The organism is Nisaea acidiphila, from assembly GCF_024662015.1.
GTDB lineage: Bacteria > Pseudomonadota > Alphaproteobacteria > Thalassobaculales > Thalassobaculaceae > Nisaea > Nisaea acidiphila.
On the sequence record NZ_CP102480.1, the window covers coordinates 942,244 to 956,940 of the forward strand.

Below are 14,697 nucleotides of genomic sequence, written 5' to 3' on the forward strand. Positions count from 1 at the left end.
CTTATTCCGCGCCGCTCAGCTTCTTGGGCATCTCGTTCGACCGTTTCAGAGCACTGCCGCGGCCTGACAGGCTCGGGTTGGTCATAAAATAATTATGCGCCGAAAACGCCCCGCTGTCCGCCTTCACCCGGACATAGTGGCCATCTGGCTGACCGATCCAGGAGTTGGTCTCGTCCTTCAGGTTGGCGACCATGATCTGGTCCAGCACCTGCCGGTGAACCGTGCGGTTCTCGATCGGCACGAAATGCTCCACCCGCCGGTCCAGGTTCCGCGTCATCCAGTCGGCGGAGGAGATGTACACTTTCGCCTGATCGGAGGGAAGCTTCCGCCCGTTGCCGAAGCAGAAAATTCGCGAATGCTCGAGAAAGCGTCCAATGATGCTGCGAACCTGAATATTCTCCGATAGCCCTGCCAGTCCGGGACGCAGACAGCAGATCCCCCGGATTACGAGATCGATCTTCACCCCCGCACCGGAGGCCCTGTAGAGCAGGTCGATCAGGTCGGGGTCGACAAGCGAGTTCATCTTGGCCCAGATCGCGGCCGGCTTGCCTTGCTTGGCGAACGCGATTTCCGCCTCGACGAGATCCTGCAGGGTCTGGCGCATGGTCAGCGGCGAGAGCGAGAGTTTGTCCATCTCCTGCGGCGTCGCGTATCCGGTCATGTAATTGAACATGCGCGCCGCGTCGCGACAGAGCACCGGATCGCAGGTGAAGAAGGAAAGGTCGGTATAGATCTTCGCCGTGATCGGGTGGTAGTTGCCGGTGCCGAAATGCACATAGTTCCTGAGACCGTTGCCTTCCCGGCGGACCACCAGAGATATCTTCGCGTGGGTCTTCAGGTCGACGAAACCGTAGACGACCTGCACACCGGCACGCTCTAGATCCCGGGCAAGCCGGATATTCGCTTCCTCGTCGAAGCGGGCCTTGAGCTCGACCATCGCCGTTACCGACTTGCCGGACTCCGCCGCCTCGATCAGCGCGCTGACGATCGGGCTGCCTTTCGACGTCCGGTAAAGAGTCTGCTTGATCGAGACCACCGCCGGGTCGGCCGCCGCCTGGCGCAGGAACTGCACGACGACGTCGAAGCTCTCGTAGGGGTGATGGACCACGATATCCTTGGCCCGGATCGCCGCCAGACAGTCGCCGCCGAAATCGCGGATCCGTTCGGGGAAGCGAGGATTGAACGGCTTCCAGAGCAAGTCGGGACGCTCGCTGACAATGAGCTGCGAGAGATCGGCCAACCCGACCATTTCGTCCAGCGTGAACACGTCCTCCGGCGCGACCTTCATCTCCTCGACAACGAAAGCGCCCAGAGATTCGGGCATGTCGCGGTTCATCGACAGGCGAATGACGTTGCCCCGCCGGCGCCGCTTCAGCGCGGATTCGAACGAGAGCACCAAATCTTCGGCCTCTTCGTCGATTTCCATCTCGCTGTCGCGCAGCACGCGGAAGATACCGTGTCCAGCAACGGTGAAATTCGGAAACAGCTCATCGGCATATTTGATGATCACCTGCTCGATGGCGATGAACCGGATATCCTTGCCCGGCAGGCGCACGAAGCGGCTGATCTGCGCCGGCAGAGGCAGCAACGCCTCCATCTCCGCACCGGACGCGGCCTCGTTCAGCTGCAGAGCCAGGCAGACACCGCCATTCGGCAGAAACGGAAAGGGATGCGCCGGATCGATGGCGAGCGGCGTCAAGAGCGGGAAGATCTGGTCGATGAAATGCGCATCGAGCCACTTCCTGTCGGCCGCCGTCAGGTCCTCACCATTGACAAGATGGAAGCCGGTCCTGCGCAACTCGGTCAGAAGCTTGGTCAGATATCGCTGCTGCACCGCGATCAGCTCGGCGGCCTTTTCGGCGATAGCGCGCAGCTGGTTGCTCGGCGAAAGCCCGTCCGCGCTGGCGGTGGTCACCCCGGCATTCACCATGCCTTTCAGGCCGGCCACACGCACTGTGTAGAACTCGTCCAGGTTGGAGGCGGAAATCGAAACGAAGCGCAGGCGCTCCAGCAACGGATTGGCCGGGTTGTCGGCCTCTTCAAGAACGCGGTGATTGAAGCCGAGCCAGGACAGTTCCCTGTTGAAAAAGCGCTCGGGCGACGCGGGATCGACCCGCGTAATGTTTTCCGGCTGGCTCTCGCTCACGGGACCGCCTCCTTGATGTCGCGACAGACTTGCTGGACCTTGCAGCGCAAACAGCGCTTCTGCTGTCTTAACACAGGTCGGCCCGGGATATGGAATATCCCGGGCCGGAAACTAGTCCTGTCGCGTTTCAGTTCGATGACGATTTTCCCGAGATCTCGGGGAAACCTGCCGGTCCTAGAGCGTGCTCCGGAACGCGCCGCCGTCCATCAGTAGGTTCTGACCGTTGATGTAACCCGCATGCGCGCTGCAGAGGAAGGCGCAGGTCTGGCCGAACTCGTCCGGCGTGCCGAAGCGGCCGGCGGTGTGCTCGGCGCCGTGCTGCGCGAAGAAGGTCTCGAAATCGACGCCCGCCTTCTCCGCCTGGATCTTCATGTTGCCGCGCAGCCGGTCGGTATCGAACGGGCCCGGCAGCAGGCCGTTGATGGTAACCCCGTCTTTGGCGACCTCACGGGCGATGCCGGCGCAAAAGCCGGTCAGGCCCGCGCGGGCGCCGTTGGAGAGACCGAGGATCGCAATTGGCGACTTCACGGCGCCGGAGGTGATGTTGACGATGCGGCCCCACTTACGCTCGATCATGCCGTCGATCGTCGCCTTGATGAGATCGATCGCGGTCAGCATGTTGCCGTCGACCGCCTTGATCCAGTCGTCCCGGGTCCAGTCGCGGAAATTGCCCGGCGGCGGGCCACCGGCATTGTTCACAAGTATGTCGATCTTTGCGTCGAACGGCGCCAGCGCCTTCTCGCGGCCTTCCGGCGTGGTGATGTCGCAGGCCACCGCATGCACGGTCACACCGGTGGCTGACCGGATCTCGTCGGCCGCCGCCTCGATCGCCTCTGGCGTCCGCGAGCAGATGGTGAGGTCGACACCGTTCTGCGCGAGCGCCAATGCAGAGGCCTTGCCGAGCCCCTTGCTCGAAGCGCAGACGAGCGCCTTCTTCCCTTTGATTCCCAGATCCATCGATAGTGCTCCGTTTGTTGATTGTTTTCGGTCCCCAGCGGCCGATGCTAACCGGCGCCCCGATCCTCCAGAACCCGGCGGGCGAGCGGCAGGGTGATCCGGCGCCCTTCGGCCAGCGACAGGGCATCGATGGCTTCCACCAGCGCCCGCGCCTCGGAGAATGATCGTTCCATGCGCCCGACCAGGAAGGCCAGAACCTCTTCAGCAACGAACAATTGCCTGTCGCGAAAGAGTTTGTCCATCACGCCGGCGATCAGCGCATCGTCCGGATCGCTGATCGCCACCGCCGGCAGCGCGGCGAAACGCGATTTGGCATCGGCCGGTGTCAGGTTCATCCGGGAGACCGGCGTGCGGGACAGCACAAGGAGCGCTCCGCGCCGTTCGACGATCATGTTGTAAAGGTGGAAGGCCGGCACGCCGGGCAGGCTCTCATCGACATCCTCCAGCACGACATGACGCTTCTCGCCAAGTAAGACAGGCAGGCCCGCAACGTCGAGATCGGACGGCAGCAGCAGCACGGCATCGGCTTTGCGCGCCCAGACTTCCGCCAGATGCGATTTTCCCGAGGCTTCCGGGCCATGGACATTGAGGCCCCAGGTCGCCTCCGGCCAGGCCGGCCAGGAATCGATCCAGGCCGTTGCCCCCTCGTTGCAGCTGGAGACGAGGTATTCGCCGCGATCGAAGGCCGGGCGATGCTCCAGCACGAGAGGGAGTTGCCGGCCGGCGCCGCCAGCGGGGCGTCCTGCTTTGTTCTGTTCCGTCATTCGTTTCGTAATTCCGGTCAGTTGCCGTCGGTCTCGTCGTCCGCCGGCGGTATCCCATGTAGATGGAGCGGGCTCGCCAGATATCGAGAGAGCGCGAAGCGCACGAGCACGCCTATGACCGCGGCGACCGGCACCGCGATCAGCACACCGAGGAATCCGAACAGAGCGCCACCTGCCAGGAGCGCGAACATAACCCAGACCGGGTGCAGGCCGACTGCGTCGCCGACAAGGTTCGGAGTCAGGAAGTTACCCTCGATCGCCTGCCCCGCGACGAAGATCGCCGCGATGATAGCGATCGGAGTCAGGGAATCGAACTGCAAGGCGGCAAGGCCAATGCTGAGCGCTCCACCGAAGATCGAGCCGACGAACGGCACGAAGGATATCAGCCCGGCGAAAAGTCCGATGATGACACCGAAATCGAGTCCGGCGAGCGAAAGCCCAACCGCATAGAAGCCGCCGAGGATCAGGCAGACCGTTCCCTGCCCCCGGACGAAAGACGCCAGCGTGCTGTCGATGATCCCGGCCTGCTCGCGGATCGTGTTCGCTTGCGCGCGCGGCAGCCAGCCGTCGATTGCGGCCACGATGTGGTCCCAGTCCCGCAGCAGATAGAAAGCGACAATCGGCGTAATCACCAGCAACGAGACCAGGTTCGCGAGCGCCGCGCCACCGCTCAGCAGTTCGCCGGCAAAAGAGAGGATCCATTTGCCTGCCTGGGTCGCGATGGCCGGCAGGTTCAGCTTGTCAGCCCCACCATCGCCGAGCCAGGCGCGCGCCATGTCGAGGAGCGGCTCAGCCATGATCGAGAGACGCTCGATATATTTGGGCAAGGTTTCGGCCAGCAGCACGACCTGCGCCTGAATAAGCGGAATCAGAAGCAGCAGCACACCGGTCCCGGCAAGAAAAAAGCCAAGCAGAACGACAGCGGTTCCGAGCGTCCGCGACATGCCGATACGCTCGCAGCGGTCCACGATGGGGTCGAGGAAATAGGCGATCGCCATGCCGGCCGCGAACGGCACCAGCACGCTCTTCAGTACATAGACCGCGAGCAGGAAGGCGGCCAGAAGACCGACCCAGAAGGCGAGCCGTTCACGCTGCGTCATGAGCCGTTCCTCGCATCAGTCATTGCACCAGCGGCGGCAGAACGAGAGGCTGGGCCGGCGCAGGAAATGCTTGCGGCACCGGTTCAACCGGCAAGGTCTCCTCCGGCAATGGCGCCGGTCGGTACCGCTCGGGCAGCTCGGTACCGTCCTTGTAGAGCAGCCAGCTATCCTGCCACTGCGTCAGAACGAAGTTCCGCTGCTTGAGCGCCAGCGCGAGTTGATCCGCATCGCCGTTTACCCAGACGTCCAGCAATGCCTCGTTACGGGATATCCGCAGCAATTCCCGGCGCGAGATTGACGAGATCTGCTCAAGCCCGTCGCGCACGTCGAGCCAGTATTCGAACGAGGAAACCGGCACCAGGACCGTAACCCGCGTCTCAAAGCCGGGGCTGATCAGATTTTCAGATTTCCAAGACTCCTGAATCTCGGTGCTCGCGGCCCTCGCGGCCGCGGAAAGCAGATCGCCTTGCGGGTCGCCGGGATCCGGTACCACCGTGCGGATCAGCGACTGGCCGTCGGCTATCCCTCCGACATAGGTCAGGTTCAATTCGACGGCCTGAGTGCCGCCCTCCGCGCCAACGGTTCGGGCATTCGCCACCACCGCCTGTGCCGCGCCGTAGCGCGCCGCGATCGCCTCAATCGCGTCGCGGTCGATCAGCACTGCCTGCACAGCGGTAATGTCCCTGATGTCCGCGAGATCGCCGTATGGCACCGTGATCGGCACCAGCCCGTCACCGAAACTCCGGTCCAGCCAGGCGGCGAGCCACGGACTCTCCTCTTCCCAGAGCAGCGGCTTTTGGCCGTCGTTATAGACCGGGAGAATCAGCACCGGGCGCGAGGCAACTTCGGCATAGCCCACACCGTAGGCCCCGAAATGCTGACGCACCGCCGCCGGATTGAAGCGGAAATTCAGCGAGCCGAGATAGCGGACGTCCGAGGTCCGCTCACGCGCGACTTCGTAACCGACCGTAAGCCCCACCAGCTCGTCGCTCGAGATCGGCGGCAACAGCGTTTGCTGCCCGGCAGGCACGAGACGGTCGACCAGACGGTCCCATGCCGTCCGGCGGCCCTCCATGATCGCCTGGGCCTGCGCTTCCGCAGCGGTCGCGGCCTGCACGTCGACGGCCACGCCTCGGATCTCGAAAACCCGGTCGACGTCCGATTGCGCCCGAACTCCTTCCGGCGTCACGCAGAGCAGCATTGCGCATGCCGCAAGCAACCGGACACAGACGACGCCGATTCTTCCCGCCGGCTGCCGTCCTGCAGCCGTTTTCGCTATCCGTTCGAACATCCCTGAACTCTCCGGCCCGCGGCCAAATCCGCTTGCGGTCCAAGCGCCCCCGTCATAAACCCTCAACCGGGCAGAATGAAGGCACCCGGCACTGCCCGACCCTTATACCGGATGGCTGAGGAGGAGACCATAACAGGCCTCGACAGACCCAACCGCCCCCTCACCTACAAGGAAGCGGGCGTCGATATCGATGCGGCGGACCGGCTGATCGACTTCATCAAGCCGCTCACCAAATCCACAATGCGTCCGGGCGCGGACGGTTCCATCGGCGGCTTCGGCGGCGTGTTCGATCCGAAGGCGGCCGGTTTCAATGATCCTGTCTTCGTCGCCGCGACGGACGGGGTCGGCACCAAGCTCCGCCTCGCCATCGATACCGGGAACTATTCCGGCGTCGGCACCGATCTCGTCGCGATGTGCGTGAACGATCTGGTCGTCCAGGGCGCAGAGCCGCTCTTCTTCCTCGACTATTACGCCACCGGCAAGCTCGATGTCGAAGCCGCGCGGACGGTCGTCGCCGGGATCGCCGAAGGCTGCCGCCAGTCCGGATGCGCGCTGATCGGCGGGGAAACCGCCGAGATGCCGGGCATGTACGAGGACGGGGATTTCGATCTCGCCGGATTCGCGGTCGGCGCGGCCGAGCGCGAGAACCTTATCCTTGAGCCGCGCGCGTCGGCCGGCGACATCATGCTCGGTCTCGCCTCCTCCGGCGTGCATTCCAACGGTTTCTCCCTGGTTCGGCGGATCGTCGACCGCTCGGGCCTCGGCTGGTCCGACCCGGCGCCGTTCGACAAGAGCCAGTCCCTCGGCGACGCGCTGCTGGCGCCGACCCGGATCTACGTCAAATCCTGCCTCGCGGCGCTCGCGACCGGCGGCGTCACCGGCTTCGCCCATATCACCGGCGGCGGCCTGCTCGACAATCCGCCGCGCTCCTACGCCGACACGATCGCGGCCGAGATCGATGTGACCACCTGGGATCTGCCCCCTGTCTTCCGCTGGCTGGCCGAGACTGGGGGCGTTCCGGCCTCGGAGCTCGCACGGACCTTCAATTGCGGTATCGGCATGACCGTGACCGTGTCCCCCGACAAGGTCGACGCCGTCACCGAGGCGCTGAGCGCCGGTGGCGAAACCGTCTACCATATCGGCCGGCTGGTCGAGCGCGTCGACGGTGCGCCGTCCGTGACGCTGGAAGGGCTCGGGACCTGGCCCGCGTGACCAGCAAGCTCAAGGTCGGCGTGCTCGTTTCGGGCAGCGGCAGCAATCTGCAGGCGCTGATCGATTCCTGCGCCGCTCCGGATCATCCGGCGGAGATCGTTACCGTGATCTCCAACCGGCCGGGGGTGAAGGCTCTCGAACGCGCCCGTAATGCCGGGATCGAGGCTGTGACGATCGATCACAAGACCTTCGCCGACCGGACCGGTTTCGATGCGGAAATGCAGCGGGCACTCGATGCGGCCGGCGTCGAGTTCGTCTGCCTCGCCGGCTTCATGCGGCTGCTGACAACCGAATTCGTCGAGCATTGGTCCGGACGGATGATCAACATCCATCCCTCGCTGCTGCCCGCCTTCAAGGGGCTCAACGTACAGCAGCGGGCGATCGATGCCGGTGCCCGCTTCTCCGGATGCACCGTGCATTTCGTAACCCCGGAGATGGATGTCGGCCCGATCATCCAACAGGCCGCGGTACCGATTCTCCAGGGCGACAGCGCCGAGAGTCTCGCGGCGCGCATCCTCGAACAGGAGCACCGCATCTATCCGGGCAGCCTGCGCTGGATCGCCGAAGGCCGCGTGAAGATCGAGGGCGAGCGCGTGCTGCTCGACGGCGCCACGGCGCCATCCGCCTCCCTGCTCAACCCGGCACCCGACGCCGAGCGATAGGGTCTTGGCGCTCCGGGCGCGGTGATTTATACGTTTTCCTGAACAAACGACCCGGGCTGCGGGCCTGGCGGGGCAAAATTAGCGGAGGTGATATGGCTGCGAACAACGCATCGTCCGAAGGCGAAGTCCTTGAGCACAAGCAGAATTACGAGGGTTTCATCACCCTTCTGAAATGGTCGACCGTCAGTGTCATCATCCTGCTGATCCTGATGGCGATCTTCCTCGTCTGACGGACCTCTGCTTCAGAATCAAAAAGGGCCGGTCGCACTGACCGGCCCTTTTCGTTTGCCTGAGATCAGGATCAGCCGACGATTTCGTTGCCGCTGAAGAACTGGGCGATCTCGATAGCAGCGGTTTCCGGCGCGTCGGAACCGTGCACGGAATTTTCGCCGATCGACTTCGCATAGGCCTTGCGGATGGTGCCTTCGGCGGCTTCCGCCGGGTTGGTGGCGCCCATGACGTCGCGATACTTCACGATGGCGTCTTCGCCTTCGAGAACCTGCACGACGACCGGGCCCGACGTCATGAACTCGACCAGCTCGCCGAAGAACGGACGCTCGCTATGCACGGCATAGAAGGTCTCGGCCTGGGCCTGGGTCATCCGGATCCGCTTCTGCGCAACGATGCGCAGGCCGGCTTCTTCGATCATTTTGTTCACGCCGCCGGTCAGGTTCCGCTCGGTGGCGTCCGGCTTGATGATGGAGAAAGTGCGCTGAATGGCCATCGTGTCTCTCTTCTGGTTCCGCAGAACAGCCGGAGCCGCCCGCGAGATGCGATTGAAACTGGACGGGCGCAAATGCGCCCGGCGCGCGCCTTATAGCGGGGGGAACCGGGCGGGGCAAGCCGCCCGGTCTGCCACGGTCAGCCGCGGCGTTTGGCGACGGCGCGCTCAATCCGCTCCAGAGCCTCCGTCAGGATCGAACGGGGACAGGCGATGTTGATGCGCTCAAAGCCATCGCCTTCGGAACCGAAGACATAGCCTTCGTCGAAGAGGACCTTAACTTCCTCGTGCATCATTGCTTCAAGCTCAAGTTTGTCGAGGCCGAGGCCACGGCAATCGAGCCAGACGAGATAGGTGCCTTCCGGATGGATCACCTTGATCTCCGGAATACGCTCGGCGACGAAGCTCTCAAGAAAGTTCGCGTTTTCGCTCAGGTAATCGAGCACCTGGGAAAGCCACTCCTCGCCCTCGTTGTAGGCTGCCTTGGTCGCCTCGAGCCCGAAGGTGTTCATCCCGCCGATCCCGGAGGCGCCGATCTCCTTCACCAGCGCTTTGCGATGCGCCTCGTTGGAGACGATCATGTTCGAGGTGTGCAGGCCGGCGAGATTGAAGGTCTTGGACGGCGCCGTGCAGACCACGGAATTGTCCATGAACTCCCGTCCGAGCTTGCCGTAAGGCACGAAGGTGGAGCCGTTAAGCATCAGGTCGCCATGGATCTCGTCCGCGATGACGACAACGCCGTGCTTGTTGCAGATCTCGCCGAGGCGGCGCAGTTCCCCCTCGGTCCAGACCCGGCCGACCGGATTGTGCGGGCTGCAGAGGATCAACAGCTTGGTCTTCGGATCCGCCGCCTTCGCCTCCAGGTCGTCGAAATCCATCCGGTAGACACCGTTCTCCATCACCAGCGAATTGGAGACGACCTCGCGGCCGTTATTCTCGATCGCGTAGGTAAACGGGTAATAGACGGGGCGCTGGATCAGCACCTTGTCGCCGGGCTCGCTGAGCGCCCGGACCAGCAGGTTCAGGGCCGGAACGACGCCGGGCGTATTGACGATCCAGTCGGGATCGACCTTCCAACCGTGACGGCGCTCCATCCATGAGGTGACCGCCTCGTTGTAATCGGGCGTGCGCACGACATAGCCGAAGATCGGATGGTCGATCCGCTTGCGCATCGCATCCAGGATCGGCTGCGCGACCGGAAAATCCATATCGGCGACCCACATCGGCAGGGTGCGATCCTCACCGAGATCCGGGTCGGTTCCCTCCCAAAGCTCGCGCTTGTCGCCCCGCCAGTAGATCTGCCATTTAACGGAGTGGGTACCGGTGCGCCGGATTTCCTGATCGAAGTCGTATTTCACCTGTTGCTCCAGGGTTTCAGGTTGTCGGTTTCGCCGGCGCTCAGCCGGCCTTTTCCCATCCGCCGGCATCCGTCTGCCGCCAATAGGCAAGCGTATGTCCGGCGTCCTTGTATTCCTTCCAGCGGCCCCGCGCCGCCGCCACCGCATCGTCGTTGCGGCCGTCGAACAGCTCGAACACCCGTTCGAATTCCCCGACCTTCTCCGAAACGGCACCGTCCGTCAGGAACAGAAAGCGCGCGCCGTTCGGGTTTTCGTCTTCCGTCGTCAGCCAGATCGGCTGCTCCTCCGGATGCCCGTCCTTCTCGCTGCCATGCGGCAGCCAGCTGTCCGGGTCGTAAGACCAGAGATGCCCGTTCAGGTTCGCAACCCGCTCCTCGCTCGACGCCATCACGACCACGCGCGCCTCCGCCTGAAGCGACTTTTCAAGCAGCTTCGGCAGAGCCCATTCCAGGGGACGCGCGGTCAAGTGGTAGAAGTTGATGTCGGTCATCGCGGGAATCGGCAGGCCCATCAGGCCTCGTAGTTCGCCCGGACCATCTCGTCGAGCAGACGGACGCCCCAGCCGGTGCCGCCTTTCGGAACGGTCGCCGAAGGCTTGGAAGACCAGGCCATCCCGGCAATGTCCATATGGACCCAGGGCAGCTTGTTGACGAAGCGCTCGAGGAAACAGGCGGCCGTGATGCTGCCGCCCCAGCGGGCGCCGGCGTTCTTCACGTCGGCGATGTCGCTGTCCATCATCTTGTTGTACTCCTCGCCAAGCGGCATCCGCCAGATCTTCTCGCCGGACGCCTTAGAGGCGGCTTCGAGCTTTTCGACCAGCTCGTCGCTGTTCGAGAAATAGCCGCAATTGACCTGCCCGAGCGCCACCATCATGGCCCCGGTAAGGGTCGCCAGATCGAGCATGAACTGGGGCTTGAAGCGCTCCTGCGTGTACCAGAGCGCATCGGCCAGCACGAGCCGGCCCTCGGCGTCCGTATTGATGATCTCGATGGTCTGGCCGGACATGGATGTCACCACGTCGCCCGGCCGCTGGGCATTGCCGTCGGGCATGTTCTCGACCAGACCGACGACGCCGATGACGTTCGCTTTCGCCTTGCGGCCGGCGAGCGCCTTCATCAGGCCGACGACCGTCGCCGAGCCGCCCATGTCCCATTTCATGTCTTCCATACCGCCGGCCGGCTTCAGGGAAATGCCACCGGTATCGAAGCAGACGCCCTTGCCGACGAAAGCGATCGGCTGCTGCCTCTTCGGCCCGCCCTCCCAGCGCATGATCACGAGACGGCTTTCCCGCTCGGAGCCCTGACCGACGCCGAGCAGCGCGCCCATGCCGAGCTTGGCCATCTGCTTCTCGTCCAGCACCTCGACCTTGAGACCGAGATCTTTCAGCTCCTCGCAGCGTTTTGCGTAGGAAACCGGATAGAGAACGTTCGGCGGTTCGCTGACGAGATCGCGGGCGAGGAAGACGCCCTCGGCAATCGCTTCCAGGGCGACGAAAGCCTTTTTCGCCGCCGTACTCTCGCCGGTCATGACCGTCAATTTCTGCAGCGCCGGCTTGTCGTCCTTTTTCAGCGTGGTCCTGTATTTGTCGAACCGGTAGGTCCGCAGCAGGCCGCCGAATGCCAGCCGCGCCGCGCGCGCCGCGGTGCCTTCATCGTCGAGGCCGCTCTCGCTGTGCGGCTCTAACAGGACGGAGACTTCCTTGTCGCCGGCGCCCAGAATCGCCGCCACGATCGAGCCGCCCGCATTCTCGCACCAGAGCTCGTCGATATCGCCGCCGTCGCCGAGGCCATAGAGAAGCACCGTGCCGGTCTCGCCGAAGACCGAAAGGGTCTGCTTCGCCTTGCCGGTGAATTTGTTGGCCTTCATCGCCCGGGAAAGCAGCCCGCCGAGCTGTTCGTCCAGTTCCGCCCCGAGCGGCAGCAGCTTGCCGCCGTCCATCACTCCGACAACGACCGCACCCTTTTTCGGCAAGGCCGGCTTCTGAAACCCGATCTTCATTCCGATTCTCTCCCGTCCAGGTCAGCATTCCGCACGACGGCCGCCGGTCCGGGACCGGCGCGGAAATGCGCGGCAGACGCTGCGCCACCGCGTACCGTAACGTGCTCGGGGAACAAGCCTGTGATGCTTCACATCCTGATTAAGTTCGTGATTGGAAACACTTGAAACATCGCTATCATGCGCCTTTAAACGCGGGTAGCGCAAGGACCCGCCGGAGCGGCTCCGGCCGAACGGAACAATCCAGCCAGACGGGCCAGCCAAACGGGACCATGAGGATCGACCGCTACGTCATTCGCCAGATCTTGGCCGCGATGATTATCGTGGTGGTCTCGCTGACCTGCGTAATCTGGCTGAGCCAGTCCCTGCGCTTCATCGACATGATCGTCAACCGCGGCCTGCCGCTGGCAACCTTCATCTATTTCACAGTACTGCTCATGCCGACCTGGCTGTCGCTGGTGCTGCCGATCGCCTGCTTCGCAGCGACCATGTTCGTCTACAGCCGGATGTCCGGCGATCGTGAGCTCGTCGTGCTGACCGCGTCAGGTCTCGGTCCGCTCGGTCTCGCCCGCCCGGCGATCGTCGTCGCGCTTGTCGTGACGGCCCTCGGCTACCTGCTCAGCCTCTATCTCGTGCCGATCTCCTATCGCGGCTTCAAGGAGCTGCAGTTCCAGATCCGGCACAATTACACGAACGTGCTCCTGCGCGAGGGCGTCTTCAATTCGATGGGGGACGATGTCACCGTCTTCGTCCGTGCCCGCCAGCCGAACGGCGACCTTTCGGGCATCATCGTGCAGGACGACCGGGAAGCCGATGAGTCCGTGACGCTGCTGGCAGAAAGCGGCGCCCTGATCCTCGACCGGGGCAGCCCGCGCGTGCTGATGGTCAACGGTAACCGTCAGGCAAAAAACAACCAGACCGGCCGCATCAACATCCTCTATTTCGACCGCTACACGGTCGATCTCGGAGGTCTGCAGGAAGCGGTCCAGCGCACCGCCCGCGACCAGAACGAACTATTCGTCGACGAGTTGCTCAATCCGACGGAACGGATCACGCAAGAGCGAAATTTCGGCAAATATATCGCAGAGGGACATAGCCGGCTGGTGACCCCGCTTCTCGGGCTTGCACTCCCCTTGATCGGACTTGTGGTGGTTCTGCGCGGCGAGTTCAGCCGGCGCGGACGAAACTCCCGGCTCGTCGCGGCGGTCCTTCTTGTCGGCCTCGTGCAGGCCGCGGTACTGGGCTCGAAATACTCGGCCGCAAAAGAGCTGAGTCTGCTGCCTTTGATGTATAGCGCCGCTATCGTTCCCATCCTCGTTTGCCTGATCCTGCTCGCACGTCAGCGTATGCGCCGCCCGCGCTCCGGCACCATCCCCACGGAAGGAACGCCGGCATGAAGCTCTCGGGGACTCTCTCGCTCTATTTCGGCAAGCAGTTCCTGTTATGGGTGCTCGGGACCTTTCTGGCGATCATGGCCATCGTCTATCTGCTCGATTCCATCGAACTGCTGCGCCGCGGGGCGGACCGGGAGGCGGCCACCCTGACCCTGATGCTGCAGATGGCGGCCCTGAAAGCCCCGCAGATGGGCCAGACAATCCTGCCTTTCGCGACCCTCTTCGGCGCGATGCTCGCTTTCACGCGGATGACACGGACCAATGAGCTGGTTGTCGCCCGGGCGGCGGGCGTCTCCGTCTGGCAGTTCCTGCTGCCGGCGCTGACCATCGCGTTCCTGATCGGCGTCTTCAAAATCGCCGTCTTCAACCCGGTCTCGTCAGTGATGACGGCAAAATACGAGGCGCTGGAGAACAAGGTCCTGCGCGACAAGGGCAACTTCATGGCCCTCACCGATGGTGGCCTCTGGCTGCGGGAGCGCACCAGCACCGGGCATTTCGTCCTGCACGCAACGGGTGTCGCGGCGGACGGCGCAAGCCTCTCCGGCCTCACCATCCTGTTCTTTCAGGGAGAGGACAGGTTCGAGGCCCGTGTCGATGCTGCGGAAGCGACGCTCAGAACCGGTTTCTGGGAAATGTACAACGCGGTGCTGACGACCAAGAGCGCGATCCCGGAAGCGCGCGAGGTCTACCGCCTTCCGACCGCCCTCACCTTGGAAAACATTCAGGACAGCTTTTCCCCGCCAGAAACCATGTCCTTCTGGGAACTCCCGCGCTTTATCTCAATCCTGGAGAGCGCGGGCTTTTCAGCGGTCCGCCATAGGCTCTACTGGCACGCTCTGCTGGCTTCGCCGCTGCTGCTGTGCGCCATGGTCCTGATCGCAGCCACCTTTTCTCTCCGGCTGACCCGGCGGGGCGGTACGCTGGTCTGGGTCAGCGCCGGACTCTTCTCCGGTTTCTTTCTCTATTTCGCGTCCGATCTGGTCTTCGCCCTCGGACTATCGGCCCGTATTCCGGAGGTTCTTGCCGCCTGGACTCCGGCCACCGTCACGGCACTTCTCGGATGTGCCAGCCTGCTGCATCTTGAGGATGGCTGACCG

The 14,697-nt window shown here is 63.5% G+C and carries 14 protein-coding genes; 5 read left to right on the forward strand and 9 right to left on the reverse strand.

Annotation, left to right across the window (positions count from 1 at the left end; all coding sequences use genetic code 11):
- Window position 1: 1 nt before the first annotated feature.
- From NUH88_RS04415 to NUH88_RS04435, 5 genes are all read right to left on the reverse strand, one after another.
- Entirely contained in the window at window positions 2-2,146 is a 2,145-nt protein-coding gene (locus NUH88_RS04415) for an RNA degradosome polyphosphate kinase (RefSeq protein ID WP_257770195.1), read from the reverse strand.
- A gap of 174 nt (window positions 2,147-2,320) precedes the next feature.
- Window positions 2,321-3,103, reverse strand: coding sequence for an SDR family oxidoreductase (locus tag NUH88_RS04420; RefSeq protein ID WP_257770196.1), 783 nt, complete (start codon window positions 3,101-3,103; stop codon window positions 2,321-2,323).
- A gap of 47 nt (window positions 3,104-3,150) precedes the next feature.
- Window positions 3,151-3,867: an HdaA/DnaA family protein gene (locus NUH88_RS04425; protein ID WP_257770197.1), complete on the reverse strand. Its 717-nt coding sequence runs from the start codon at window positions 3,865-3,867 to the stop codon at window positions 3,151-3,153.
- Window positions 3,868-3,884: 17 nt separating this feature from the next.
- The gene (locus NUH88_RS04430) at window positions 3,885-4,967 is read right to left on the reverse strand and encodes an AI-2E family transporter (RefSeq protein ID WP_257770198.1); all 1,083 of its coding nucleotides are present in this window, start codon (window positions 4,965-4,967) and stop codon (window positions 3,885-3,887) included.
- A gap of 19 nt (window positions 4,968-4,986) precedes the next feature.
- Entirely contained in the window at window positions 4,987-6,258 is a 1,272-nt protein-coding gene (locus NUH88_RS04435; RefSeq protein WP_257770199.1) for a DUF2066 domain-containing protein, read from the reverse strand.
- Window positions 6,259-6,369: 111 nt separating this feature from the next.
- On the opposite strand from NUH88_RS04435, the gene purM reads away from it, so the two are divergent.
- The 3 genes from purM to NUH88_RS04450 all read left to right on the forward strand — a co-directional run bounded on the left by purM (window position 6,370) and on the right by NUH88_RS04450 (window position 8,362).
- The gene (gene purM / locus NUH88_RS04440; RefSeq protein WP_257770200.1) at window positions 6,370-7,470 is read left to right on the forward strand and encodes a phosphoribosylformylglycinamidine cyclo-ligase; all 1,101 of its coding nucleotides are present in this window, start codon (window positions 6,370-6,372) and stop codon (window positions 7,468-7,470) included.
- Window positions 7,467-8,132, forward strand: coding sequence for a phosphoribosylglycinamide formyltransferase (purN, locus tag NUH88_RS04445; RefSeq protein WP_257770201.1), 666 nt, complete (start codon window positions 7,467-7,469; stop codon window positions 8,130-8,132). The genes purM and purN overlap by 4 nt, the downstream gene beginning before the upstream one ends.
- A gap of 92 nt (window positions 8,133-8,224) precedes the next feature.
- A complete protein-coding gene (locus NUH88_RS04450) occupies window positions 8,225-8,362 on the forward strand; it encodes an aa3-type cytochrome c oxidase subunit IV (RefSeq protein ID WP_257770202.1) in 138 nt (45 codons plus the stop codon).
- A gap of 71 nt (window positions 8,363-8,433) precedes the next feature.
- On the opposite strand, the gene ndk is transcribed toward NUH88_RS04450, so the two are convergent.
- The 4 genes from ndk to NUH88_RS04470 form a co-directional block, all read right to left on the reverse strand.
- Complete coding sequence (gene ndk / locus NUH88_RS04455; protein ID WP_257770203.1) at window positions 8,434-8,856, reverse strand: nucleoside-diphosphate kinase; 423 nt, start codon at window positions 8,854-8,856, stop codon at window positions 8,434-8,436.
- Between the two features lie 137 nt (window positions 8,857-8,993).
- Window positions 8,994-10,211, reverse strand: a complete 1,218-nt coding sequence (locus tag NUH88_RS04460) for a MalY/PatB family protein (RefSeq protein ID WP_257770204.1) — start codon at window positions 10,209-10,211, stop codon at window positions 8,994-8,996.
- A 40-nt stretch (window positions 10,212-10,251) separates the two neighbouring features.
- Complete coding sequence (locus tag NUH88_RS04465; protein WP_444329686.1) at window positions 10,252-10,722, reverse strand: DNA polymerase III subunit chi; 471 nt, start codon at window positions 10,720-10,722, stop codon at window positions 10,252-10,254.
- Window positions 10,722-12,209, reverse strand: coding sequence for a leucyl aminopeptidase (locus NUH88_RS04470; RefSeq protein ID WP_257770206.1), 1,488 nt, complete (start codon window positions 12,207-12,209; stop codon window positions 10,722-10,724). The genes NUH88_RS04465 and NUH88_RS04470 overlap by 1 nt, the downstream gene beginning before the upstream one ends.
- A 269-nt stretch (window positions 12,210-12,478) precedes the next feature.
- Here NUH88_RS04470 and lptF point away from each other — a divergent pair, with 269 nt between their 5' ends.
- Window positions 12,479-13,603, forward strand: coding sequence for an LPS export ABC transporter permease LptF (gene lptF / locus NUH88_RS04475; RefSeq protein ID WP_257770208.1), 1,125 nt, complete (start codon window positions 12,479-12,481; stop codon window positions 13,601-13,603).
- Window positions 13,600-14,694 (forward strand): LPS export ABC transporter permease LptG, encoded by a 1,095-nt coding sequence (gene lptG / locus NUH88_RS04480; RefSeq protein ID WP_257770210.1) that lies wholly within the window; start codon window positions 13,600-13,602, stop codon window positions 14,692-14,694. The genes lptF and lptG overlap by 4 nt, the downstream gene beginning before the upstream one ends.
- Window positions 14,695-14,697 lie beyond the last annotated feature (3 nt).

Bases quoted from the DNA above. Each gene is read 5' to 3' on its own strand.
- NUH88_RS04420 (WP_257770196.1), bottom strand. From the start codon at position 3,103: ATGGATCTGGGAATCAAAGGGAAGAAGGCGCTCGTCTGCGCTTCGAGC.
- NUH88_RS04425 (WP_257770197.1), bottom strand. From the start codon at position 3,867: ATGACGGAACAGAACAAAGCAGGACGCCCCGCTGGCGGCGCCGGCCGG.
- NUH88_RS04430 (WP_257770198.1), bottom strand. From the start codon at position 4,967: ATGACGCAGCGTGAACGGCTCGCCTTCTGGGTCGGTCTTCTGGCCGCC.
- NUH88_RS04435 (WP_257770199.1), bottom strand. From the start codon at position 6,258: ATGTTCGAACGGATAGCGAAAACGGCTGCAGGACGGCAGCCGGCGGGA.
- purM (WP_257770200.1), top strand. From the start codon at position 6,370: ATGGCTGAGGAGGAGACCATAACAGGCCTCGACAGACCCAACCGCCCC.
- NUH88_RS04450 (WP_257770202.1), top strand. From the start codon at position 8,225: ATGGCTGCGAACAACGCATCGTCCGAAGGCGAAGTCCTTGAGCACAAG.
- ndk (WP_257770203.1), bottom strand. From the start codon at position 8,856: ATGGCCATTCAGCGCACTTTCTCCATCATCAAGCCGGACGCCACCGAG.
- NUH88_RS04465 (WP_444329686.1), bottom strand. From the start codon at position 10,722: ATGGGCCTGCCGATTCCCGCGATGACCGACATCAACTTCTACCACTTG.
- NUH88_RS04470 (WP_257770206.1), bottom strand. From the start codon at position 12,209: ATGAAGATCGGGTTTCAGAAGCCGGCCTTGCCGAAAAAGGGTGCGGTC.
- lptF (WP_257770208.1), top strand. From the start codon at position 12,479: ATGAGGATCGACCGCTACGTCATTCGCCAGATCTTGGCCGCGATGATT.
- lptG (WP_257770210.1), top strand. From the start codon at position 13,600: ATGAAGCTCTCGGGGACTCTCTCGCTCTATTTCGGCAAGCAGTTCCTG.